Source organism: Bradyrhizobium sp. SSBR45G, assembly GCF_030159255.1.
Taxonomy (GTDB): Bacteria; Pseudomonadota; Alphaproteobacteria; order Rhizobiales; family Xanthobacteraceae; genus Bradyrhizobium.
In genome coordinates this window covers 1-24,312 of the sequence record NZ_BSCT01000004.1, presented here as the reverse complement: position 1 = coordinate 24,312, position 24,312 = coordinate 1, and the positions used below count along the sequence as shown (strand labels likewise).

Annotated in this window: 20 protein-coding genes and 1 tRNA gene; 6 read left to right on the top strand and 15 right to left on the bottom strand. The window is 65.3% G+C overall.

The window, feature by feature from the left end:
* Positions 1 to 306: 306 nt before the first annotated feature.
* From rplL to QQL87_RS06610, 8 genes are all read right to left on the bottom strand, one after another.
* Positions 307 to 678 (bottom strand): 50S ribosomal protein L7/L12, encoded by a 372-nt coding sequence (gene rplL / locus QQL87_RS06645; RefSeq protein WP_284423120.1) that lies wholly within the window; start codon positions 676 to 678, stop codon positions 307 to 309.
* 60 nt (positions 679 to 738) lie between these two features.
* The gene (gene rplJ / locus QQL87_RS06640; RefSeq protein WP_284423119.1) at positions 739 to 1,257 is read right to left on the bottom strand and encodes a 50S ribosomal protein L10; all 519 of its coding nucleotides are present in this window, start codon (positions 1,255 to 1,257) and stop codon (positions 739 to 741) included.
* Between the two features lie 627 nt (positions 1,258 to 1,884).
* Positions 1,885 to 2,532 carry an Isoquinoline 1-oxidoreductase subunit gene (locus QQL87_RS06635; RefSeq protein WP_284423118.1) on the bottom strand — a complete coding sequence of 216 codons (648 nt, stop codon included), beginning with the start codon at positions 2,530 to 2,532 and terminating at the stop codon, positions 1,885 to 1,887.
* Positions 2,529 to 4,715 carry a xanthine dehydrogenase family protein molybdopterin-binding subunit gene (locus tag QQL87_RS06630; RefSeq protein WP_284423117.1) on the bottom strand — a complete coding sequence of 729 codons (2,187 nt, stop codon included), beginning with the start codon at positions 4,713 to 4,715 and terminating at the stop codon, positions 2,529 to 2,531. Before QQL87_RS06630 ends, QQL87_RS06635 begins: the two co-directional genes overlap by 4 nt.
* 2 nt (positions 4,716 to 4,717) lie before the next feature.
* Positions 4,718 to 5,182, bottom strand: coding sequence for a (2Fe-2S)-binding protein (locus tag QQL87_RS06625; protein ID WP_284423116.1), 465 nt, complete (start codon positions 5,180 to 5,182; stop codon positions 4,718 to 4,720).
* A gap of 215 nt (positions 5,183 to 5,397) precedes the next feature.
* Complete coding sequence (locus QQL87_RS06620) at positions 5,398 to 6,348, bottom strand: 2-hydroxyacid dehydrogenase (RefSeq protein WP_284423115.1); 951 nt, start codon at positions 6,346 to 6,348, stop codon at positions 5,398 to 5,400.
* A 36-nt stretch (positions 6,349 to 6,384) separates the two neighbouring features.
* A complete protein-coding gene (locus QQL87_RS06615) occupies positions 6,385 to 8,097 on the bottom strand; it encodes a bifunctional protein-serine/threonine kinase/phosphatase (protein WP_284423114.1) in 1,713 nt (570 codons plus the stop codon).
* Positions 8,098 to 8,135: 38 nt separating this feature from the next.
* A complete protein-coding gene (locus QQL87_RS06610) occupies positions 8,136 to 9,605 on the bottom strand; it encodes a nitrate/nitrite transporter (protein WP_349817307.1) in 1,470 nt (489 codons plus the stop codon).
* A gap of 408 nt (positions 9,606 to 10,013) precedes the next feature.
* On the opposite strand from QQL87_RS06610, the gene nirB reads away from it, so the two are divergent.
* Genes nirB through QQL87_RS06595 form a run of 3 tightly spaced genes read left to right on the top strand, consistent with a single transcriptional unit; the run spans position 10,014 to position 15,476 of the window.
* Complete coding sequence (gene nirB / locus QQL87_RS06605; RefSeq protein WP_284423147.1) at positions 10,014 to 12,458, top strand: nitrite reductase large subunit NirB; 2,445 nt, start codon at positions 10,014 to 10,016, stop codon at positions 12,456 to 12,458.
* A complete protein-coding gene (gene nirD, locus QQL87_RS06600) occupies positions 12,455 to 12,781 on the top strand; it encodes a nitrite reductase small subunit NirD (RefSeq protein WP_284423113.1) in 327 nt (108 codons plus the stop codon). The genes nirB and nirD overlap by 4 nt, the downstream gene beginning before the upstream one ends.
* A 10-nt stretch (positions 12,782 to 12,791) precedes the next feature.
* A complete protein-coding gene (locus QQL87_RS06595; protein ID WP_284423112.1) occupies positions 12,792 to 15,476 on the top strand; it encodes a nitrate reductase in 2,685 nt (894 codons plus the stop codon).
* A 111-nt stretch (positions 15,477 to 15,587) separates the two neighbouring features.
* On the opposite strand, the gene rplA is transcribed toward QQL87_RS06595, so the two are convergent.
* From rplA to secE, 4 genes are all read right to left on the bottom strand, one after another.
* Positions 15,588 to 16,280, bottom strand: coding sequence for a 50S ribosomal protein L1 (rplA, locus tag QQL87_RS06590; protein WP_284423111.1), 693 nt, complete (start codon positions 16,278 to 16,280; stop codon positions 15,588 to 15,590).
* Between the two features lie 6 nt (positions 16,281 to 16,286).
* Positions 16,287 to 16,715 (bottom strand): 50S ribosomal protein L11, encoded by a 429-nt coding sequence (gene rplK, locus QQL87_RS06585; RefSeq protein WP_007602986.1) that lies wholly within the window; start codon positions 16,713 to 16,715, stop codon positions 16,287 to 16,289.
* A gap of 239 nt (positions 16,716 to 16,954) precedes the next feature.
* Complete coding sequence (gene nusG / locus QQL87_RS06580) at positions 16,955 to 17,512, bottom strand: transcription termination/antitermination protein NusG (RefSeq protein ID WP_284423110.1); 558 nt, start codon at positions 17,510 to 17,512, stop codon at positions 16,955 to 16,957.
* On the bottom strand, positions 17,512 to 17,703 hold the full coding sequence (gene secE / locus QQL87_RS06575; RefSeq protein ID WP_284423109.1) for a preprotein translocase subunit SecE: 192 nt from the start codon (positions 17,701 to 17,703) through the stop codon (positions 17,512 to 17,514). Before secE ends, nusG begins: the two co-directional genes overlap by 1 nt.
* Positions 17,704 to 18,125: 422 nt before the next feature.
* On the opposite strand from secE, the gene QQL87_RS06570 reads away from it, so the two are divergent.
* Entirely contained in the window at positions 18,126 to 19,352 is a 1,227-nt protein-coding gene (locus QQL87_RS06570; RefSeq protein ID WP_284423108.1) for an ABC transporter substrate-binding protein, read from the top strand.
* Between the two features lie 89 nt (positions 19,353 to 19,441).
* Here QQL87_RS06570 and QQL87_RS06565 read toward each other — a convergent pair.
* Positions 19,442 to 19,517, bottom strand: a tRNA-Trp gene (locus QQL87_RS06565).
* A gap of 150 nt (positions 19,518 to 19,667) precedes the next feature.
* Between QQL87_RS06565 and QQL87_RS06560 the strand changes: the two genes are divergently transcribed.
* Positions 19,668 to 20,903, top strand: coding sequence for a serine hydrolase domain-containing protein (locus tag QQL87_RS06560; RefSeq protein ID WP_284423107.1), 1,236 nt, complete (start codon positions 19,668 to 19,670; stop codon positions 20,901 to 20,903).
* A gap of 223 nt (positions 20,904 to 21,126) precedes the next feature.
* On the opposite strand, the gene QQL87_RS06555 is transcribed toward QQL87_RS06560, so the two are convergent.
* Together QQL87_RS06555 and QQL87_RS06550 are read right to left on the bottom strand one after the other, a co-directional pair.
* Positions 21,127 to 21,894 carry an SDR family NAD(P)-dependent oxidoreductase gene (locus tag QQL87_RS06555; RefSeq protein WP_284423106.1) on the bottom strand — a complete coding sequence of 256 codons (768 nt, stop codon included), beginning with the start codon at positions 21,892 to 21,894 and terminating at the stop codon, positions 21,127 to 21,129.
* Positions 21,895 to 22,056: 162 nt separating this feature from the next.
* Positions 22,057 to 22,764 carry a histidine phosphatase family protein gene (locus QQL87_RS06550; protein WP_284423105.1) on the bottom strand — a complete coding sequence of 236 codons (708 nt, stop codon included), beginning with the start codon at positions 22,762 to 22,764 and terminating at the stop codon, positions 22,057 to 22,059.
* 154 nt (positions 22,765 to 22,918) lie between these two features.
* On the opposite strand from QQL87_RS06550, the gene QQL87_RS06545 reads away from it, so the two are divergent.
* A complete protein-coding gene (locus QQL87_RS06545) occupies positions 22,919 to 23,704 on the top strand; it encodes an SDR family NAD(P)-dependent oxidoreductase (RefSeq protein WP_284423104.1) in 786 nt (261 codons plus the stop codon).
* Positions 23,705 to 24,312: the final 608 nt, after the last annotated feature.

The following is a 24,312-nucleotide window of genomic DNA, read 5'->3' as shown; positions in this document are numbered from 1 at the left end:
CCCAACGGTCCACGGACGGAGACGCCACTCCACCGATAACCGGCTTTTCGTGCTGCCGACCCAATATGGGCCGACGATAACCGAGATTCGAGGGGCAAGCCCCACAATCTCCACACATTTTCGTGTCTGGCCCGCAACGGGCGATCCTGTTGCACGCCTTTTGCAGCAATTTCGAGCTACGCCCGACACCTCTGCAAAACTCCTTGTCCGCATGATGACCGGGCGATGTTACCACCCGGTCACCAGAATTGCTCGAAACGCTCGGGCCTGCCTGATGGCCGCCCGAGAGCCTCGCCTCGCGATCGATTACTTGAGCTCGATCTTGGCGCCAGCCTTCTCGAGCTGAGCCTTGATCTTCTCGGCCTCGTCCTTGTTGACGCCTTCCTTGACCGGCTTCGGAGCGCCCTCGACCAGGTCCTTGGCTTCCTTCAGGCCCAGGCCGGTGATGGCGCGGACTTCCTTGATGACCTCGATCTTCTTGTCGCCGGCCGAAGCCAGGACAACGGTGAACTCGGTCTTCTCTTCCGCCGGAGCGGCGGCAGCAGCGGCCGGGCCAGCCACCGCGACGGCGGCAGCGGCGGACACGCCCCACTTCTCTTCCAGGAGCTTCGCGAGCTCAGCGGCCTCGAGAACGGTGAGGCTCGAGAGGTCGTCGACGATCTTCTGCAGGTCAGCCATTGATGTAGTTCCTTGAGTAGGTTCGGTTCGAAACCAGGTTGTGAGTGTTTGCGAAGGGCGTCAGGCCGCTTCGCCCTTTGAGGCATGAGCCTGAATGACGCGCGCGACCTTGGCCGCGGGTGCATTGGCGAGCTGAGCGAGCTTGGTCGCCGGAGCCTGGATCAGGCCGACGAGCTTGCCGCGCAGTTCGTCCAGCGACGGCAGCGAGGCGAGAGCCTTGACGCTGTCGACATTCAGGACGGTTTTACCCATGGAGCCGCCGAGAATGACGAACTTATCGTTCGCCTTGGCGAATTCCATGGCAACCTTGGGCGCCGCGACAGGATCGTTTGAAGTTGCGATCACGGTCGGCCCCTTCAACAGGGGACCGATGCCGACGACGTCCGTGCCTTCAAGAGCAATTTTGGCGAGACGGTTCTTCGAGACCTTCACCGACGCGCCCGCCTGCTTCATCTGCGTGCGCAGCTTCTGCATCTGGGCCACGGTGAGGCCGGAATAGTGAGCGACGACCGCGACGCCCGTGGTCTTGAAGACCTCGTGCAGCTCGTCGACCGCCTCTTTCTTTGCCGCTCGTTCCACAGCAAGCTCTCTCCGGTTGGCGGCCTTCGCCCGTAAGCGGGACCGCCGGGTTAAACCCGCCGCCCCACCGAACCCGACCTCTTGGACGCAAAAGACCTCGAGGACACGTCAGGCAGAACGACGATGAATAGCCTGCCCTTCCCAAGGCCTCTCGGCCCGGGGAGTGTCGAGGTTCGAACCAAACCTGCACGCCACCGCGACAAACGCGGACAGACATGGCGAAATCCGGTCTTCACCCGTCTATGCAGGCCGTATGATTAAGCCATTGAGGAAATTGCATTTCCGCGCCGGCGCCTGCAGTCTCGGACAGGACGAGGGGATCGGCGGACCGACCTCCCCCTGCGGCATTTTCGAGAGCAGAAGATCCTCGTTCCTTCTGAGTCATCCGATCGGATATCCTCAAAAAGAATGCTGGCTCTCTCCAAGCTTTCGGAATGCGCGCACGGGCGAGCCAGCAACAGCCAGCCCACCCGGAAGCCGGTTCTTTAACGGGTGAATGGCGACTTGCCAAGACCCCAGGAGCAAAAATCGCACCACTTGCGACGGATGAGGAGCTGCGATCCCTCTCCGTCAGCGGCTCAAGCCTACAACGGCGGAGCAAGAGCCTGCCGTGGTAAAACGATCAGGTCAACCCTTCGGGCAGGCCGCGCCGGCGTCGGCCCAGGCCTTGATCAGCTCGCCGAACTGCTTCTGGCTGCCCGGCGCTGGCGTCCGCCCGGCGCCCGGCGTCCAGCCCCAGCCGACCAGCTCATCCTCAGCCATATGGTGAACCAGCTGGGCCATGGTCTTGCCGCCGTTGAGCTTCGGATCCTTGATCTGGCTGCAGATCTGGCCGAGTGAGCGGCCCTGCCAGGCCATCTCGATCGGAGCCAGCTGCCACTTCGGATTGCCGGGCACCCGCGCCGCGTCGAAATTGGCCTCGTGGTGACAGGTCGTGCAGGCGAGCCCGCCGGGCGCGCCCATGCCGGCCTCGCCGCGGACCACCAGCGGCTGGTGCGGAATCATCCGGTCGGTCTGGGTCGGCCGATCGCCGGCCGGGTGGCAGTTCATGCAGCGCGGCGACTGCAGCACCTTGCCGGCTTCCTCGAACAGCGCCACGGCGCGCTCGTTCTTGTCCTTGATCCCACCGAAGTCCGCCACCGGCTTCAGGCTTCCAGCCACGCGGCTCGCCTCCGGCGCCGCATCGGCGCGCCGCAGACCCGGATAGGTCGCGATCGCAATCGCAACCAGGCTTCCGGCGAGCAGCGCCATCGTCCCCGTTCTGACCAGGCTCATGCGCTGTCTCCCGGCCGAATCGGCAATTGCGTCGGTCGCGGCAGGCCGAGCTTCGCCATGGCGTTGGCGACCGCAGGCCCCAGCGGCGGCACGCCGGGCTCGCCGACCCCCGACGGCTTCTCCGTCGACGGCACGATGACCACCTCGACCTCCGGCATCTCGTTGATGCGCAGAGAGCGGTAGCTGTCGAAATTGCCCGCCACCGGACGGCCCTCGTCGAGCGGCTGCTGTGCATAGAGGATGTGGCCGAGGGCAAAGCCGATGCCGCCTTCCATCTGGGCGCGGATGATGTCCGGATTGACCGCAACGCCACAGTCGACGGCACACCAGACCTTGTGCACGACGGGTCCCTCGGCGCCCATCGACAGCTCGACCACCTGGGCGACAAAAGTGTTGAAGCTCTCGACCACGGCGACGCCACGGGCGCGGCCGGCCTCGACCTTGGCGCCCTTCCAGTCCGCCAGCTTGGCGACCGCCTTGAGCACACCGGCATGGCGCGGCTTGTCCGCCATCATGGCGAGGCGCCCCTCCACCGGATCCTGCCCGGCGGCCTCGAGCAGCTGGTCGACGAACGCCTCGACGGCGTAGCCGGTATGGGTATGGCCGACCGAGCGCCACCACAGCACGGGCACGCCGACATCGACCTGGTGCAGGTCGCAGCGGAAGTTCGGCACCTGGTAGGGAATCTCGTTCGAGCCCTCATAGGCGGTCGAATCGAGGCCGTTCTTCATGGTCATGGCCTCGAACGCCGAGCCCTTCATGATCGACTGGCCGACGATCGTATCCGACCAGGCCACGATCTTGCCGTCGCGGACCACGCCGCGCATACGGTGCAGGCTGAACGGCCGGTAGTAGCCGCCGCGCATGTCGTCCTCGCGGGTCCACACCAGCTTGACTGGACGGCCCGGCCCGATTGCCTTGGCGACCTGGGCCAGTTCCAGCGCGACATGGGTCGATTGCTGCGCGCGCCGGCCGAAGCTGCCGCCGGCCAGGATCGTCTTGAGATCGACCTTGGCGATGTCGAGCCCGAGCACTTGCGCGATGACGGCATGATCCGGCGTCGGGAACTGGCTGCCATAGCGGGCCGAGGCGGTGTCGCCCTTCCAATGCAGGAAGGCGTTGATCGGCTCCATCGGCGCATGCGCTAGATACGGGAAGACGAACTCGGTCTCGATCAGCCGGCCGCCCTTGGCGATTTCGGCGTCGACGTCGCCCTCCTGCTTTACCAGGGCGCCCTGCTTCTTAGCGCGGGCGCGAAACTCCTCTAGCAGCTGCGCCGTGCCGCGCATCTCCGCCTTGCTGTCGTCCCAGCTGATCTTGAGCAGATCCCGCGCGGTCTTGGCCGGCCAGAAGCCCTCGGCATAGACGGCGACGCCGTTCGGCACCTCCCTGACATCGATGACGCCAGGCACCGCCTTCGCCGCGGCCGCGTCGAACGAGGCCACCTTGCCGCCGAAGCGCGGCGAGCGCGCCACCAGCACGGTCAGCGTCCCCGGATCCTTGATGTCGAGCGTGTATTCCGCCGAGCCGTTCGACTTGGCGACGCTGTCGAGCCGCGTCACGGCGCCGTCCTTGCCGATCAGCCTGAAAGCCGAGGGATCCTTCAGCGGCGGGTTCGCGGGCACCGGCTGCTGCATCGCCTTGGCTGCGAGCGCGCCAAAACCGCTCTGCTTGCCGGAGGACGTATGGCGGATGATGCCCTTCTCGACCGTGATCTCCTCCGCCGGCACCTTCCATTCGTCGGCGGCGGCTGCCACCAGCATGGCGCGCGCGGCAGCGCCGACTTTTCGCATCTGCTCGTAGGAATTGGCGATTGCGCTCGATCCGCCAGTGCCTTGCACGCCGAAGGCGAGGTTCTTGTAGAGCACGGGATTGGACGGCGCGTGATCCGCGCGCATCTGCGCCCAGTCGGCATCGAGCTCCTCGGCGACCAGGGTGGCCATGCCGGTGAACGGCCCCTGCCCGAACTCGATATGCTTGCACAGCACCGTCACGGTGTCGTCCTGGCCGATGACCAGGAACGTGTTCGGCGCGATGTTGACGGACTTCGCCGCGGCAGCATCCTGCGCGTAGGCGATGCCGTTTCGCGCGACATAGGTCGCCAGCACGAAGCCAGCGCCGGCTTTCAGCAGCGAGCGGCGGGACAAGGTCGCGGCGGCTTCAGATTTCACATGAAGGTTCATGATCAGCCCTCCAAAGTCTTGGCGGCCGAGTGAATCGCGGCGCGGATGCGGACATAGGTGGCGCAGCGGCAGATGTTGCCGTTCATGGCGAGATCGATGTCCTGGTCGGTGGGCTTGGGATTGAGACCGAGCAGCGCGGCGGCGCTCATGACCTGCCCGGACTGGCAATAGCCGCATTGCGGCACGTCATGCGCGACCCACGCCTTCTGCACGGCCACCGCTTCCTTGCCGGTCAGCCCCTCGATGGTGGTCACCTCGCTCTTGCCCACCGCCGACACCGGCAGCGAGCACGAGCGTACGGTCTGGCCGTCGAGATAGACCGTGCAAGCTCCGCATTGCGCGACGCCGCAGCCATATTTGGTGCCGGTCAGCCCAACATTGTCGCGAATGGCCCAGAGCAAGGGAGTGCCGGGATCGACATCAACCTGATGCTCGCGCCCGTTGATCTTCAAGGTGAACGCCGCCATTGCCGCCCTCGCTATCCTCTGTCCGAACAGCGAGAGTTAGAAGCATTCGAGAATGGTTCGCAATTCACAGAGAAGTGCAGTGCATCAAAATATTTCTGCGCGGGCGAGGAACGATTTGGCGGCTTGCGCGTGCACGCGCCCGAATAGCATCGCGTAGCGCCCAGGGACGATCGCTGACGCTAGTGGTAGCCCGCATGTCGCTTCGCTCATGCGGGCTACTTCACCTGATACGGCAGCTTCTCACCGGCGAAGAACGCCGTGAGATTGGCCACCACGCAGGCCTGCATCGCGACGTGCGACTCCCTGGTGTTGCCGCCGATATGCGGCGTCACCACCACGTTCGGCAGCGACGTCAGTTCATCCGGTGCATGAGGTTCAATCTCGAACACGTCGAGGCCGGCGCCGGCGATGGTGCCGTCCTTCAACGCGGCGACGAGCGCCCGCTCGTCGATGACCGAGCCGCGCGAGATGTTGACGACATGACCGTCCGGACCCAGCTTCTTCAGCAGGTCGGCATTGACCACATGCGTGGTCTCGGCACCGGCGCGGACCGCGATCATCAGCACGGTGCACCATTGCGCGAGCGCATCGAGGCTCGGGAAAGATTGATACGGCAGGTCGTCGTAGCGGGTGCGGTTGAAATAGCCGATCTCGGTCTCGAACGCGGCAACGCGGGCGGCGATCTTGCGGCCGATCTCGCCCATGCCGTAGACGCCGACCTTGCAGCCGGCGAGATTCGGCGGCGGCTTCATCAGCGGCGACGGTTTTGCCCCGGCCCATCCACCATTGCGGACGTAAGCGTCGGCGACCATCAGCCGCCGCGTGCTCGCCAGCATCAGCATGAGTGCGACATCCGCCACCGCCGCGGCATTGGCGCCGGGACTGTGGCCCACCGCAATGTTGCGCGCCGCGGCCGCCTTGAGGTCGACGCCGTCATAGCCGGTGCCATAGCAGACGATGGCCCCGAGCGCCGGCAGCCGGTCCATGTCGTCAGCTCCCAGCGGCGTCCCGCCGGCCGTGATCAGAGCCCGGATCTGCGCGACCTCGTCCGCCGGAAACACCTCGTGCGCCGGCTTGCCGCCACCGTCGAGCAGCTCGAAGCGGTCGGCGAAGCGCTGGGTCAATGACTTCGGCAGGCGGGAATAGATCAGGACCTTGTCGGGCATCGCGAATACCTATTTGGGCGGTCGTACGTCGCCCGATCAATGTCGCGTCAGCATGCTCGCCAGAATGACGATGATGATGAATTGAAGCGCGCAGAGCATCCTCCAGAACAACAGCGGGTTGCGGTCGTGAAGCGAGCGACGCCTGGCGATCGCCGGACCTGCCCATGATGCGCCGTTCTCCAACTCATGCGCGAATTCGATGGCATCAGCGTAGCGCTGCGCGGGATCGACGTTCAACGCCTTTCCGATCACGGCGTCGAGCCAGGCCGGCAGTTCCGGCCGGTAGCGCGAGATCGGCACCGGCTTGCCGAAGCGCGGGCGCGAGAACGGCTCGATTTCGCCGAACGGATAAGAGCGCGTGAACATGCGGTAGACGGTGACGCCGAGGGCGAAGAGGTCGGACGCTTCGTCGCCCGGCTTGCCGGCAAACAGCTCCGGAGCCATGTAGCTCGGGGTGCCCGGAATGTCCTCGGCCGGAAAGTCCTCGAACCGCGGCACGCGCGCGACCCCAAGATCGATCAGGCGCAAGCCGCCGTTCTCGAGCAGGATCACGTTGTCCGGCTTGATGTCGCGATGGATGATGCCGGCCCGGTGCAGCGCCACCACCGCGCGCACGAGCTTGGTCGCAATCGCGGTGCCCTCGGCGAGCGACAATCGTGGCGGCCGGTTCAGACGCTGCTCGAGCGTCTCCCCCGCGTAGAACGGCATCGCTGAATAGAGCCGGGTCTGGCGCTCGAGGGGAAGCTCGATGATCTCGCCGATCCAGATGCTGCGCACGCGTGCGGCGACCCAGGCTTCACGAATGAACGCCAGGCGGAACGAACCTTCGCTCGCGATGCGCGGATGCGGAAATTTCAAGACGACCTCCCGGTCGCCCTGCCCCGCATCGATCGCCTTGAACAGCCGGCTGTAGCGGCCATCCGAAAGGATATCGCCGAGCTGGAATCCGTCGATCACGTCACCGGGCGAAGGCAGCTCGCCGATCGGCAGGGACGAGATCGAACCGGTGAGCTCGTCGCGGTCAGCCGGCGGAAGATCGACGACGTCGAGCACCAGCGCCGTCGAATTGTCGTTGCTGCCGGCCGCAAGGGCGGCGGCGACGATTCCCCGCGCGGAATCCTCCGGGGGAGTCCGCTCGGCCAGGATCTCCTGAAGGCGCGAATCCGGCAGGATGCCGTGGATCCCGTCGCTGCAGATCAGAAATCGGTCGTGCTGACGCATGCCGATCGTCGTGTAGTCGAAGCGGGCGAACTGCTCGAAACCGATGCCTCGGTTGAGGATGTGGGCAAGGTCAGCGCGGCCCGCGACATGGTCGGTCGTCAGACGCTCGAGGCGCCCTTCGCTCAGGCGGTAGACGCGAGTGTCCCCGACGTGGACGACGTGGCAGGTTCGCCGCGACAGCACCACCGCGGAGAAGGCGCAGCTCATTCCATGCAACGCGGGGTCGACGCGGCCCTGCGCATGAATCCAGCTATTGATCGCTTCCAGCGCACGCGCGGCACGGCTTCGCACGCCCGCCGTCTCGGGCAGAGAATCATAGGCGTCGATAAAGCCGCGGACGGCGAGCTCCGCCGCCTCACGCCCACCCTTGTGGCCGCCGACGCCGTCGGCGACGGCGGCAACGATATCGCGATCCGTCGCCCCCTGCAGGCCGAGGCGGGCACCGACATAATCCTCATTGTTCGGCCGCTTGCCGGTCTCGCTGGCGAAGCCAACGCGAACCTGAAGATTGCGATGCGCGCCGGCCACGCCTGAACACCTTGCCTATGGAGCGACGGCGCGTCGGGTCAGACGCGCGCGCCGGAAACGGCGCCCCAGGTGGTGCGCCAACGGACCTTGACCATGGCAAGTCCGACGAAGCCGAGCAATGCCAGCAGACCAAAGAAGAGGAAGCCAGCGCCGAATCCGCCGGTCATGCCCTTGGCCGTGCCGAGCGCCTGGGCGAGGAAGAACCCGCCGATGCCGCCTGCACAGCCGACGAGGCCGGTCATCAGGCCGATCTCGTGGCGGAAGCGCAGCGGAATGAGCTGGAACACCGCGCCATTGCCCATCCCGAGAGCGAGCACGCCGATCGAGAACAACAGCACGGAAATCCACGCAATGCGTGGCATGTCCGTCAGCGACCAGCCCGCCTGGGCCGGCGCAGCCGGCCCTTCCGGCATGAAGGCAATCACGACATAGGCGGCGACGACGATGCCGAAGAGGATCGAAAGCGACCGGATGCCACCGATCCGGTCCGCAATCAATCCGCCGACCGGACGGAAACCGGAGCCGAAAGCGACAATCAAAGCCACCAGCAATCCGGCCGCCACTCCGGAGACATGGTACTGCACCGAGAAGTACAGCGGCAGGGCGTTAGCGAGGCCGACGAAGCCGCCGAAGGTGATGAAGTAGAAGAACATGAACCAGCGGCTGTCGGGATCGCGCAGCAGGCCGCCATAGGCTTTGAGCGAGATCGGCTTGCGTTCACCGGGCGCATCCTTCGCAGCAAGGATGTAGTAGATCAGGACCATGACCATAGGGATGAGCAGCACCCCGAAAACAGCCTGCCAGCCCCAATGTTCGGCGATCGTCGGAGCGAGCAGCGTGTCGAGCACGACGCCCATGTTTCCGGCCCCTGCGATCCCCATCACGATGCCCTGATACTGCGGCGGATACCAGCGGCTGGCCTGAGGCAGCGCGACGGCAAACGAGGCGCCGCCAATGCCGAGCACGATGCCGAAGAGCTCAACTGCCAGCTTGCTGGGGAGTCCGAAATAGGCGACGCACGCAGTCGCCGTCATGACCACCAGCTGCGCCATCACGCCCGTGCGCTTGGCGCCGATGATGTCGGCCAGAATGCCCATGGGGACGCGCAGCAGCGCGCCCGCCAACACGGGAATCGCGACCAGCGTGAATTTTTCGTTGACCGCAAGGTTCATGTCGCGGGCGACGTAGACGATCAGCGGTCCAAGTGCGACCCAGGCCATGAAGCTGATGTCGAAATAGAGGAAAGCAGCCAGCAGTGTCGGCCAATGACCGGCCTTCTTGAAGTCGTCGAGCTTCATGGTCTCAAACCTCGTGACGCAGGCGCGCGCGAGCAGGCTCGGTAGGAGCTGCGTAAAGGGGGACAAATTGTCGGGTGAGCTGAGCGGCGGTCTCGTCGTTGAGATACGCCCGATGCTGCTCGCCTTCGAGCAAGTTTCGCACCAACTTTGGCAACTCAGGTTTTTCCCAACGCGTACCGGCGCTTGAGACTTCGAGCGCCGGTTCGGCAAACTCGCCGATGCTCAACATGAACGCAAAGCCCGCCTAGACCGCGCGCAAACTGATGGCTTTTTGAGCGCCCGCCAAAGCCGGCGCGATCGCCGATCGACAGCCGCGTCTCCCGCTGATCATGCACATAATCTGATCGGTCCGCGGCTACTATTTGAGCGCCGGCGCCACCAAACATCGCGCAAGCCACGGCTCGCCCCCTTGAATTATTACGATTTCCGTCGCCGACATGAATGGCACAAGATTTGAATTACCGGCTCGCGATCGTCATTGGCGACGATCAGCTCTGCCCGCAGTTGGGCCTCCCCCCAAATTTCAAACATGACCAAAGCGACCGATGGGCCGACGCCCGTTCGCGTCGCCGCTGGATGTCGTTGGCATTCGAAAGGCAGACCATGCTCGACAAGACGATCAAGCAGAAGCTGGTGGTGATCGGCAACGGCATGGCCGGCATTCGCACGGTGGAGGCGCTGCTCGAGCGCGCACCTGATCTCTACGACATCAGCGTTTTCGGTGCTGAGCCCTACGGCAACTACAACCGCATCCTGCTGTCGCCGGTGCTCGCGGGCGAGAAGACCGTCGACGACATCATCCTGAACACCGAGCAATGGTACGCGGACAACCAGATCACCCTGCACCAGGGCGAGACGGTCACCATGATCGATCGCCGTACCTGTGAGGTCGTCACCGAACAGGGCGAACGCTATCCGTATGATCGGTTGCTGATCGCGACCGGCTCGAACCCGATCGTTCTCCCGGTCCCCGGCGCCGCCCTGCCCGGCGTCATCGGCTTCCGCGATATCAAAGACGTCGAGCACATGGTCGAAGCCTCGACGCAACATCGCCATGCGGTGGTGATCGGCGGCGGCCTGCTCGGCCTCGAGGCCGCCAACGGCCTGATGAAGCGCGGCATGAAGGTCACCGTCGTGCATCTTCTCGATACGCTGATGGAGCGGCAGCTCGATCCGGTTGCCGGCGGCATGCTGCGCAAGTCGCTGGAGGAGCGCGGGCTGGAGTTCAAGATGCCGGCGCAGACGCAGACCATCCTCGGAGAGACCCACGTCAGCGGCGTGCGCTTCACCGATGGCACCGAGGTCGCCGCCGATCTCGTCGTGATGGCCGTGGGCATTCGTCCCAATATCGAACTGGCAAAGAAGGCCGGGCTGCATTGCGAGCGAGGCATCGTGGTCTCGGATACGATGCAGACCTATGACGGTCGGATCTACGCGGTCGGCGAATGCGTGCAGCACCGCCGTCAGACCTATGGTCTGGTGGCGCCGCTGTTCGACCAGGCGAAGGTCTGCGCCAATCATCTCGCGATGAAGGGCTTCGCCACCTATGACGGATCGGTCGTCTCGACCAAGCTGAAAGTCACCGGGATCGACCTGTTCTCGGCCGGCGACTTTGCGCCGGGACCCGACAAGGAGGAGATCGTTCTGCAGGACGCCAATCGCGGCGTCTACAAGCGGATCATTCTGCGCGACAAGAAGATCGTGGGCACGGTTCTGTACGGTGACACCATCGACGGGCCCTGGTACTTCCAGCACATGCGCGACGGCACCGACGTCTCGCACATGCGCGAACGTCTGGTGTTCGGCTCGGCGCATCTCGGCGACGGCGGCCACGGCGGACAGAACTCGATCGCGGCCATGAGCGACGACGCCGAAATCTGCGGCTGCAACGGCGTCTGCAAGGGCGCGATCGTCCAGGCGATCAGCGAAAAGAAGCTGTTCACGCTCGACGATGTGCGCGCCCACACCAAGGCGTCGTCCTCATGCGGCTCCTGCACCGGCCTGGTCGAACAGGTTCTGGCCTTCACCCTCGGCGGCGACTACTCCGCGGCACCCAAGGTGAAGCCGGTCTGTGCCTGCACCGACCACAGCCATGACGACGTCCGGCGCGTGATCGTCGAACAGCAGCTGAAGTCGATCCCCGATGTCATGCGATTCATGGATTGGAAGACGCCGAATGGCTGCCATTCCTGCCGGCCGGCCCTGAACTACTATCTGCTCGCGACCTGGCCCGGCGAGTATCGCGACGACCAGCAATCTCGCTTCATCAACGAGCGCGTTCACGCCAACATCCAGAAGGACGGCACCTACTCCGTGGTGCCGCGGATGTGGGGCGGCGTGACCACGCCGAGCGAATTGCGCGCGATTGCCGATGTCGCCGACAAGTTCAACATCCCGACCGTCAAGGTCACCGGCGGACAGCGTATCGATCTGCTCGGCGTGAAGAAGGAAGATCTTCCGGCGGTATGGGCCGATCTCAACGAGGCGGGTATGGTCTCCGGCCACGCCTACGCCAAGGGTTTGCGCACCGTGAAGACCTGCGTCGGGTCGGAATGGTGCCGCTTCGGCACCCAGGACTCGACCGGCCTCGGCATCAAGATCGAGAAGTTCATGTGGGGCTCGTGGACGCCTGCGAAGGTCAAGCTCGCCGTCTCCGGCTGCCCGCGCAATTGCGCCGAATCGACCTGCAAGGATGTCGGCGTCATCTGCGTGGATTCGGGCTACGAGATCCATTTTGCCGGCGCCGCCGGCCTGCACATCAAGGGTACGGAATTCCTGACCAAGACGGCGACCGAGGACGAGGCGCTCGAGATCATCGTCGCGCTGACCCAGCTCTATCGCGAGCAGGGCTGGTACCTGGAACGAATGTACAAATGGTGCGACCGCGTCGGCTTCGACAACATCCACAAGCAGGTGGTCGACGACGTCACGAACCGCAAGGCGCTGTTTGAACGCTTCGCCTATTCGCAGCAATTCTCGCAGAGCGATCCATGGGCGGCCCGCGCCCGTCGCGGCGTCGATCGCAACGAGTTTACGCCGATGGCTGAATTGGAGCTCGCATGACCCCCTGGTTCCAAGTCGGCCCTCTCGACGATATTCCTCACCTCGGCTCGCGCGTCGTGCGCACGCCGCGCGGCAACATCGCAGTCTTCCGTACCGATGGCGACGAGGTCTTCGCGCTGGACGATCGCTGTCCGCACAAGCAAGGCCCGTTGTCGCAGGGCATCGTCCATGGCCGCCGCGTGACCTGCCCGCTGCACAATTTCGTCATCGAGCTCGCGACCGGCCAGGCCGTGGCACCCGACCAGGGCTGCACGCCGTCCTATCCCGCGAAAGTCGAGGATGGCGTGGTGTGGCTGTCCCTGCAGCAGACGGCCGCGGCCTGAACGGTATCGCATGAGCGTCAGGACGACATGCCCCTATTGCGGCGTCGGTTGCGGCGTCGTCGCCGATCGGGATTCTTCGGGCAGCATCAGCGTCCGAGGCGATCCGCAGCATCCCGCCAATCTCGGCCGGCTGTGCGGCAAGGGATCGGCGCTCGCGGAAACGATCGATCTCGGGGGACGTCTGCTCGAGCCGGTCGTGAACGGGCGCCCAGCCGCCTGGGATGAGGCGCTCGACCTCGTTGCGAGCCGGTTCACCGACATCATCCGCGACCACGGCCCCGATGCCGTCGCATTCTATGTCTCGGGGCAGTTGCTGACGGAGGACTATTACGTCGTCAACAAGCTCGCCAAGGGCTTCGTCGGCACCGCCAACATCGACACCAATTCGCGCCTATGCATGGCGTCGAGCGTCGCGGGCCACAAGCGCGCGTTCGGCAGCGATACCGTCCCGGGCTGCTACGAGGACCTGGAGCAGGCCGGCCTGCTGGTCCTGGTGGGCTCCAACGCAGCCTGGTGCCATCCGGTGCTGCACCAGCGCATGCTGGCGGCCAAAGCGCGCAATCCCGGCTGTCGTCTGGTCGTGATCGATCCGCGGAGGACCGCGACCTGCGAAGGCGCCGACCTGCATTTGCCGCTGCGGTCCGGAAGCGATGCGGTGTTGTTCAACGGCCTGCTCGCCTATCTCGCGCGAGGCGGCCATGCGGACGCTGGTTTCGTCAGCGATTTCACGACCGGCGCCGAAGCGGCGCTGCAGGCCATAGGCCCGCAGACGGTCGCCGAGACGGCGGCGGCCTGCGGGCTGAGCGAGGGCGCGGTCGAGCTGTTCTTTTCATGGTTCGCGAAAACGGAGCGCGTCGTCACGCTCTATTCGCAGGGCATCAATCAATCGAGCAGCGGGGTCGACAAGGTCAATTCGATCATCAACTGCCATCTCCTGACCGGCCGCATCGGCCGTCCCGGCATGGGACCGTTCTCGCTGACCGGCCAGCCCAATGCGATGGGAGGCCGCGAGGTGGGTGGCCTGGCCAACCAGCTCGCCGCGCATCTCGAGATCGAGAATGCCGAGCACCGCGAGCTGGTGAAGCGATTCTGGCGGTCACCGGTGGTCGCGCCAAAAGCGGGGCTGAAGGCGGTCGAGATGTTCGACGCGATTGCCGATGGGCGCATCAAGGCGGTCTGGATCATGTCGACCAACCCCGTGGTCAGCCTGCCCGACGCCGATCGGGTTCGTGCCGCGCTGGACCGCTGCGCGTTCGTGGTCGCGTCCGATTGCATGCGCGACACCGACACCAACCGGCACGCCGACGTCCTGCTGCCCGCGCTCGCCTGGGGTGAGAAGGACGGCACAGTGACCAATTCGGAGCGCCGGATCTCGCGGCAGCGAGCGTTCCTGCCCGCACCAGGCTCGGCGCGCGCGGATTGGCGCATCATCTGCGACGTCGCGCAGCGGATGGGATTCGCCGGTTTCGACTATGGCAGCGCCGCCGAGATCTTTCGCGAGCACGCGGCGCTGTCCGGCTTCGAGAACAATGGCGCGCGCGACTTCGACATCTCGGCGCTGAGCACGCTCGACAGCCGCGCCTATGAGGCGCTGGCGCCGATCCAATGGCCCGTGACGCGGGATTTTCCGACCGGCACGGCGCGGATGTTCGAGAACCGGCAATTCTTCACCGGGGATCGCAGAGCCCGTTTCGTGGCCGTCACGCCGCGACCGGCGCGGAACGCCACCAGCCGCGACTATCCGCTGGTCCTGAACACCGGGCGCGTTCGCGATCAGTGGCACACCATGACGCGGACGGGAAAATCCGCGCGGCTGCTCGCACACATCTTCGAGCCTTGCGCCGAATTCCATCCCGAGGATGCGCGCCTTGCCGGTCTGGAGAACGAGGCGCTGGTGCGGCTTACCAGCCCCTGGGGCAAGATGGTGGCGCGCGTCGTGATCTCGGCCGAGCAGCGGCGTGGCTGCGTGTTCGTTCCGATGCACTGGAACGAGGAATTCGCCGGAGCCGGCCGTGTCAACGCACTGGTTAATCCCGCGACCGATCCGCTATCGGGCCAGCCCGAGTCGAAGCATACGCCGGTGAAAGCCGAGCCCTATGCGCCGAACTGGCACGTCTTCATCCTGAGCCGGCATGAGATCCGCCGTCCGCCATACGAGTACTGGGTCCAGGGGAAGATCGGTGCGTGTTTCCGGCTCGAGCTTGCCTTCGACCAGCGGCCTGCCAGTTGGCGCGAGTGGGCCGCCGAACAGCTTGGGATCGCCGGACCGGAGATCGATTGGATTGCGTATCGCGACCCTGCCGCCGGTCGGTTCCGCTACGCGGCCGTATCGGATGGTCGGCTGGAGGGATGCGTCTTCGTCGCGCCAGACCACCGGCTGGGCTCGCGGTCGTGGCTGATTGGGCTGTTTGCCGAGCAGCTGTTGTCACCGAGCGCCCGCAATGCCCTGCTCGCGGGCCAGCCATCGGCGGCCGCAGACGACATCGGTGCCGTCATCTGCTCCTGTTTCGGAATTGGTCGTAACCAGATTTCGTCGGCGATCCAGAACGGTGCTGCGAGCGTCGACGCCATCGGCCAACGCTTGAAGGCCGGCACCAACTGCGGCGCCTGCAAGCCCGAGATCGGCAAGCTGCTGGCGGCCGCCAAGCCAAGCATGCGACCCGAGATCCGCACATCCGAAGGCGCGCGGGGGTGAGCCTCGTTTTGTCTTGCCGCGGCCCGGCGCGCGGTTGCGCGTGCGCAAATGCGAAGGGCGGGACCAGTTTCCCGATCCCGCCCCGCTTATCCTGGCTGTGCCTGACTGGCCTTACGCGAGCACGGTGCCCGGCTCGACCTTGACGCCCGGGCCCATCGTCGACGACACGGCGACGCGCTGGACGTAGGTGCCCTTGGCGCCCGCCGGCTTGGCCTTCACGACCGCATCCGCCAGAGCCTTGATGTTCTCGACCAGCTTGTCCTCGGCGAACGAGGCCTTGCCGACGCCGGCCTGGATGATGCCGGCCTTCTCGACGCGGAACTCGACCGAGCCGCCCTTGGCACCCTTGACGGCGCCGGCGACGTCCATGGTCACGGTGCCGATCTTCGGGTTCGGCATCATGCCGCGCGGACCGAGCACCTTACCGAGACGGCCGACCAGCGGCATCATGTCGGGGGTGGCGATACAACGGTCGAAGTCGATGGTGCCGTTCTGCACCTTCTCGACCAGGTCCTCGGCACCGACGACGTCGGCGCCAGCGGCCCGGGCTTCATCGGCCTTGGCGCCGCGGGCGAACACGCCGACGCGGAGCGTACGGCCGGTGCCGTTCGGCAGCATGACGACGCCGCGGACCATCTGGTCGGCGTGGCGCGGATCGACGCCGAGGTTGATCGAGACCTCGATGGTCTCGTCGAACTTCGAGACAGCGCGCTCCTTGATCATCTTGATCGCGTCAGCGAGCGGGTAGAGCTTGGTGCGGTCGATACCCTCGCGGGCCTTCTTCAAACGCTTTCCGATTGCCATGGCGCCTTACCCCGCAACTTCCAGACCCATCGAACGGGCAGAGCCCTCGACCATCTTCATGGCCGACTCGATCGAGTCGCAATTCAGGTCCTTCATCTTCTTCTCGGCGATCTCGCGCACCTGCGCCTTGGTCACCGCGCCGGCCTTGTCACGACCCGGGGCCTTGGAGCCCGACTGGATCTTGGCAGCCTGCTTGAGGAAGAAGGACATCGGCGGGGTCTTCATCTCGAAGGTGAAGGACCGGTCCGCATAGATGGTGATGACCACCGGGATCGGGGTGTTCTTCTCTTCCTTCTGGGTCTGGGCGTTGAACGCCTTGCAGAATTCCATGATGTTGAGACCGCGCTGACCGAGCGCGGGGCCGATCGGGGGCGACGGGTTGGCCGCGCCGGCCGGGACCTGAAGCTTCAGGTAACCGGTTACTTTCTTTGCCATTTTGCTTCTCCAACGCGTTCGCGTGTCTTGCCTGATGCGAACGCACCACCCTCCGGGCGACAAAACCCGTCGGGCGAGGTTTGGGACCGTGGTCCGGCGCGCTTTGTCCGGCTGGCAAAGCCGGCCGCGCCTCCCACGAACGAAATCGCCCCCCTTTTGGGGAGCGAAGGGCGCCCGATACACGAGATCGGACGAAAAGGAAAGCCCAGGACGCAGCAGGAGGCGGCGCCCCGGCCCTACTAACCGACGATCTTCTCGACCTGGTTGAACTCGAGCTCGACCGGGGTGGCGCGGCCGAAGATCGACACCGCGACCTTGACGCGCGAGCGGGCCTCGTCGATTTCCTCGACCACGCCAGAGAACGAGGCGAACGGGCCGTCGGCGACGCGGACGTTCTCGCCGATCTCGAACGACACCGAGGATTTCGGCCGCTCCACGCCTTCCTGCATCTGGTTCAGGATGCGCATCGCCTCGCCTTCGGAGATCGGCATCGGCTTGTTCTCGGCGCCGAGGAAGCCGGTCACCTTGGGCGTGTTCTTGATCAGATGGAACGCCTCGTCGGTCAGCTTCATCTTCACCAGCACATAGCCGGGGAAGAACTTGCGCTCGGCGTCGATCTTGCGGCCGCGGCGCACCTCGGTGACCTTCTCGATCGGCACCAGCACCTGCTCGAACAGGTCTTCGAGATTGCGCTGCTTGGCCTGCTCGCGGATCGATTCGGCGACCTTCTTCTCGAAGTTCGAATAGGCGTGGACGATGTACCAGCGCTTGTCGGAGCTTTGCGTTGCGGTTGCCATCAGTGAATGCCCAGCACGAAGGTGATGAGATAACGGATGATCTGATCGGCGGCGAAGAAGAAGATCGAAGCCAGCGCCACCATCACGAACACCATGATCGTGGTGATGGTGACCTCGCGACGCGTCGGCCAGGTCACCTTGGCGCTCTCCGAGCGCACTTCCTGCAGGAATTTGAACGGGCTGGTAGCCATCGTCAGGGGTCCGCGTCCGTCATCAGACGATTGAAGAGTTGATTGGAAAAGCCGAACAGCCGACCTTGGCCCACCCTCTTGTCGGAGAGATGAGCCGATCCACGGGCTCGCTTGTTCGGGGAGTGAAAAGCCGCGCCGGATATCCGCTTTTGTCGCGGGCCGGCTGCAGGTCGTCGATATCTACTGTCGGACCGGCCAAAGGTCAAGATATGGGCAGGCCGGGCCTCCCCGGTCATATCAGCGGCAGCCCCCGGCCTGCCCCGCCACACACCGGTTTTTCGTCCCGCGGCAGGCCATTTCCGCACCACGGCAGGTTGAGCAGGTGCCGCGACGAAATGCCCGTGATGCAGCGGTTCCCGCTCTTGCCGGTCCCGCGGCGCCCGCCCATGCTCGCGGGCACAAGAACAATCAGGAGGAAACCCATGACCTTTGCCAAGGGCAAGGGACTGACGCGCCTTGCCGCCGTCGGCCTTGTCGCCAGCCTTGCCGCATTCGCCCTCACTCCTGCCCGCGCCCAGGCCCCGCTGAAGATCGGCGTGCTCAGCGACTTCTCGTCGGTCTATTCGGACATCGGCGGCCAGGGCAATCTCGAGGCGACCAAGCTCGCGGTCGAGGAGTTCGGCGGCAGCATGTTCGGCAAGCCGATCGAGGTGATCAGCGCCGATCCCCAGAACAAGGCCGACATCGCCGCCTCGATCGTGCGCAAATGGTACGAGAACGAGAGCGTCGACATGGTCATCGACATGCCGACCTCGGCGACCGCGCTCGCCGGCATGGAGATGTCGAAGCAGTTCGAGAAGCTGATGATCGTGACGGACGCCGCAAGCTCCGACATCACCGGCAAATCCTGCTCGCCCTACACCGTGCACTGGACCTACGACACCTACGGCAACGCCCACACCGTCGGCAGCGCCATCGTCAAGAATGGGGGTGACACCTGGTTCTTCATCACCGCCGACTATCTGTTCGGCCATTCGATCGAGCGCGACACTGGCGACGTCGTGCGCGCGGCCGGCGGCAAGGTGGTGGGCAGCGCAAGACATCCGCTGAACAACCAGGACTTCTCGTCCTTCCTGCTGCAGGCGCAGGCCTCCAAGGCCAAGATCATCGGCATGGCCAATGGCGGCGGCGACACCATCAACACCATCAAGCAGGCGGCCGAGTTCGGCATCGTCGCCGGCGGCCAGAACCTCGCCGGCATCGTGATGTTCATCTCCGACATCCACAGCCTCGGCCTGAAGCTGGCGCAGGGCCTGATCATCACCGAGGCCTATTACTGGGACCTCAACGACCGCACCCGCGCCTTCGGCAAGCGCTTCTTCGACAAGATGAAGCGGATGCCGACCATGAACCAGGCGGCGACCTACAGCGCCACCCTGCACTATCTCAACGCCGTGAAGGCCGCGGGCACCCGCGACACCAAGCCGGTGCTCGCCAAGATGCGCGAGACCCCGGTCCGCGACGCCTTCACCGACAACGGCGTCCTGCGCGAGGACGGCCGCATGGTGCACTCGATGTTCCTGTTCGAGGTCAAGAAGCCCGAGGAATCGAAGGCACCGTGGGACTATTACAAGGTGCTGGCCGAGGTGCCGGGCGACCAGGTGTTCCGGCCGCTCAAGGACGGCAACTGTCCTTATGTAAAACAATAAGGACCTGCCAAAACGCATTCGGGGCTCGCGTGTCGCGGGCCCCGGCCTCATTGTCTCTGTCGATTTTGGCGGTAAGTGCTTGATCTCGCTGGCAGGAGTGGAGAGGCTCGAACTCCCAACCCCCGGTTTTGGAGACCGGTGCTCTACCAATTGAGCTACACTCCTAGCGAGCCGGGACTGCGTCGCCGGTTCGGGCGCTTTCAAGCATAGACCTCCACCCCAATGCAAGGGTGCAATGGGACAATTCGACTGGTCAGAGCACAACTTCCGCGCCAGACTTGATCCAAACCGACAACATTGCCCCAGGGAGAGCCCATGACCCCGCCAACCGCCGCCCCCAGCATGCCCTTTGGCGCGCTGCGCTCCCTGAGCCCGCCGCTGCCCGATGACCGCCCCGAGGCGCTCGGCCTGTCGGCTGTGCGGCTGCAGCGGGCGTCGGATGCCTTCAAGCGCGAGGTCGACAAGGGAACCCTCCCCGGCGCGACGCTCCTGGTCGGCCGGCGCGGCCGGATCGGCTGGTTCGACGCGATCGGCCGGCAGGCGCCCGATGCGGATACGCCGATGCGGCCCGATTCGATCTTCCGCATCTTCTCGATGACCAAGCCGATCGTCTCGCTGGGCATCATGATGCTGGCCGAGGACGGCGATCTCCTGCTGTCCGACCCGGTCGCCAAGTTCATTCCGGAATTCGCCGACCAGAAGGTCGGCATCGACAATGGCGGCACGCTGGAGCTGGTGCCGCTCGCCCAGCCGATGACGGTGCAGGACCTGCTGCGCCACACCTCGGGCCTCGCGTATGAGCACACCGGCACCGGGCCGGTGCACCTTCTCTACCAGCAGTCGCGGGTGCGCAGCCGCAAGATCACCAACGCCGAGCACGCGTCGATCGTCGCCGGCCTGCCGCTGATCTGCCAACCCGGTGCCGAGTTCAACTACAGCCGCTCGACCGACATCCTCGGACGGATCATCGAGGTCGTCTCGGGCCAGTCGCTCGGGGCGTTCCTCAGCGCGCGCATCCTCAACCCGCTGGGCATGAACGAGACCGGCTTCTTCACGAGCGAGGCCAACGCGCACCGGCTCGCCGAGCCGTTCGCCAAGGACCCCTGGACTGGCGAGGCGGTCAATCTGTTCAAGATGACCGAGCAGCCGCTGATGGAATCCGGCGGCGGCGGGCTGGTCGCCACCACCATGGACTACGCCCGCTTCTGCGCCATGCTGCTGAACCACGGTAGCCTCGACGGCACCAGGCTGGTCGGCCGCAAGACGCTCGAGCTGATGGCCTCCGACCATCTCGGTCCGCCTGTGAAGACGATGGGCACCCTGCTCTCGCCTGGTCACGGCTTCGGCCTCGGCTTCGCCGTCCGCCGCGAGGCCGGCATCGCGCCCTTCCCCGGCTCGCCCGGCACCTTCTTCTGGAGCGGCATTGCCGGCACGTTCTTCTGGATCGATCCGAAGGAGGAGCTGTTCTGCGTGTTCATGGCCCAGGCCCCGGGGCAGCGCGACTATCTGCGCACCCTGGTGCGCGACGTGGTGTACGCGGCGGTGGAGTGAGGGCCCCCTGGCCGTCCCGGCACATGCAGGACCATCGTCTGCCGGGATGTCCCAACAACCACAGCTGTCGTCCCGGCGAACGCCGGGACCCATAACCACCGCCGGGAATGTGACAGGCAACTGGCAGTGGCGTCCCTCGACAGATCACGCGGTGTGGGTCCCGGCGTTCGCCGGGACGACACTGGTGGGTGTGGCCGCACCGCCGCCCCCCCCACGGCTTACCTCAACTGATCGTCGCGCCGCCGTCGATCACCATGGTCTGTCCCGTCATGAAGTTGCCGGCGGCCGAGCCCAGGAACACCGCGGCGCCGGCGATCTCGTCGGGGATGCCGATGCGCAGCAGAGGCGAGCGGGCGGTCGAGGCCTTGAGGTTCTCCGGATTGTCCCACAGCGCCTTGGCGAAGTCGGTCTTGATCAGGCCGGGCGCGATGCAGTTCACGCGCACATTGTGCGGACCGTATTCGCAGGCGAGGTTGCGCGCGAGCTGCATGTCGGCGGCCTTCGAGATCGCGTAAGCGCCGAGGATGGTCGAGCCTTTGAGGCCGCCGATCGAGGACACGATGATGACCGAGCCGTCCTTGCGCGCGATCATCTGCGGCACGACCATGCTGATCAGCCAGTTGTTGGCGACGATGTTGTTGTCGAGGATCTTGCGGAACTGATCGTCGGAGATGCCCGCGAGCGGCCCGTAATACGGGTTCGAGGCGGCGTTGCAGACCAGCACGTCGATCTTGCCGTAGATGCGGTTGGCCTCGTCCACCAGGTTCTGCAGGTTCTCCTTGCTGGAGATGTTGGCTGCGACCGCGGCCGCCGTTCCTGCGCCGAAGCGGTCGTTGAGCTCCTTGGCAACGGCCTCGCAGACATCGGCCTTGCGCGACGATATCACCACCTTGGCGCCATGCTCGGCCATGCGCTCGGCGATGGCGAGCCCGATGCCGCGGGTGGATCCGGTGATGACGGCGACCTTGCCGGTCATGTCGAACAGGGTCATGGGTGTGTCCTCCTGGTTAGCAGATGTTGTTAGTTCAATGGTGCCAGTGAATGCGCCCTCTCCCCTTGCGGGAGAGGGTGCGCCGCGCGTGTGGCGACGTCACTTGAGACACCAGGATTGAGCGGATTTGCGAATGACGCGTCAGACAACTCACCCTCCTCCTCACGCCAGCTTGCTCGTCGTCACCTCCGGCCCGGCCGGCTGGTGCATCGCGTCGTGGGCGGCGTCGGCGATCCAGGGCTGCTGATTGACCATCGGCAGCCGCCAGGTGGAGGTGTCGCCGCTCACGATGTGATCGAGCCGCGTCACCGAGCAGTTGTCGATATCGAAGGCGAGGCCCTTCTCGACGAGGCCGCCGAGCGCCAACCCGACTGCAGCCTTGATGGTGCCGCCATGGCCGACCGCGATGACGTCGCGGCCCGCTTCCGTGGCGGTGATGCGCGTGATCGCCCTGGTGACGCGGGTGTAAAGATCGAGATAGCTCTCGCCGCCCGGCGCCGGCTGATCAATCGCAGCGAACCAGTTGCTGCCGGCGGGACGGCTGGCCAGGAACGCGGCGCGGTTCATGCCCTGCCACTGGCCGAGATGCTGCTCGGCAAAGGCGGCCTCCTTGATCATGGCGGCGGGCCGCGGAAAACCCGCCTCCCAGATCGCCTCCGCGGTCTGATGCGTGCGCATCAGGTTGCTCGCATACCAGACCGCGCTACGCGGCAGGATCTTGGCGACCGCCTTGAAAACCTCGCGGTCACCGGTATCGCATGCAATGTCGGACTGGCCGTAGATGTTGCCGCCGTCGCTGCGCACCGGCGCGTGACGCACCCACCACCAGCGCGTGGTGACGACCGCCGGTCTGTTCCCATCAGCTGTCATCGCGCAACCCTTCCCTCCGCTCGCCTCTCGCTGTACGTGATGAGTTCAGTCGTCTCAAGTCAGTTCGTCGTCCCCATGGCGGCGCCTCGTTTGAAACGGCGTTTGAATTCCGTTGCGCGGCACGCAACTGATCACGAAACAAGCAGGAGGAAACATGGGCCGCCTCGAAGGCAAATCCGTCATCATCACCGGCGCCGGCAGCGGCATCGGCCGCGCCGCAGCGCTGATGTTCACGAAGGAAGGCGCGCGGCTGATCGCGGTCGATCGCAGCGAGGGCGTCAAGGAGACGGTCGAGCTCGTCAAGCAGCAGGGCGGCATTGCGGAAGCCGTGATGGCAGACGCAGGCTCCGAAGCGGACGTGTCGTCCTTCATCGATCGCGCCGTTGCGACCTATGGCAAGCTCGACGTGATCTGGGCCAATGCCGGCGTCTCCGGCGGCCTGATCCCGATCGCCGACCAGACCGTCGAGCACTGGCAGGAGATCCTGCGCATCAATCTGATCGGCCCGTTCCTCGCGGTGAAGTACGCGATGCCGCACATGGTCCGGCAGCAGCGCGGCGCCATCGTCTGCACCGCCTCGGTCGCGGGCCTGAAGTCCGGCGCCTCGGGCCACCCCTACGCCGCCAGCAAGGCCGGTGTCATCAGCCTGGTGCAGACCACGGCCTATTCGCTGTCCGGGACCGGCGTGCGCATCAACGCGGTCTGTCCCGGCCTGATCGAGACCGGCATGACCAAGCCGATCTTCGACGGCGCCAAGGAGCGCGGCACCGAAGGCAAGATCGGCCAGCTCAATCCGCTGAAGCGCGCCGGCCAGCCGCACGAGATCGCCGCCATGGCCCTGTTCCTCGCCAGCGACGAAGCCTCCTACGTCAACGGCCAGGCCTTCCCGGTCGACGGCGGCCTGACGGCGTCGATGCCGTATGCGGGGAAACCGATCTAGCCGAGCTGCCACAACAAACACCGCTGTCGTCCCGGCGAACGCCGGGATCAAGAAACACGGGCCGGATTGAGGCAGGCAACTGACAGCGACGTTCCTCGATAGCGTCCGCGGTATGGGTCCCCGCGTTCGCGGGGACGACACCGGAGTATTTGGCGCGCAGCAGTGGTCAGGGGACCGCAGTCGTGCGGCAAAAGAGGTTGTCGTCCCGGCGAACGCCGGGACCCAGACCCCCAGGGAGCGGTTTGAGGCAGGCCGGCCATTGGCTTTTTGCCTCACACGTCTGCCGCGGCGTACGGATCCCGGCTCTGCGCACCGCCAGCGCATTCGTCCTGGCGGTGCTTGGCCGGGACGACGGTGTTTGTTGGAGCCGTCATCGCGAGCGCAGCTACGCGATCCAGAATCGTTGCTGGAGCCCTGGATTGCTTCCGCCTTCGCTCTTCGAGCTACGGCGGACAAGTCGCTGCGCTCGCAATGGCGGAGTCCAAACATGCGCGTTCATTCCCGCGGCGCGCCCTCGCGCCCGAGTGATCCGACATTCACCGCCCCTCCATCGAAGGGCGCAGGGAAGGCCAGGCGTCGGCTGACGCCTGCGGCCCGCCTGCGAAAAA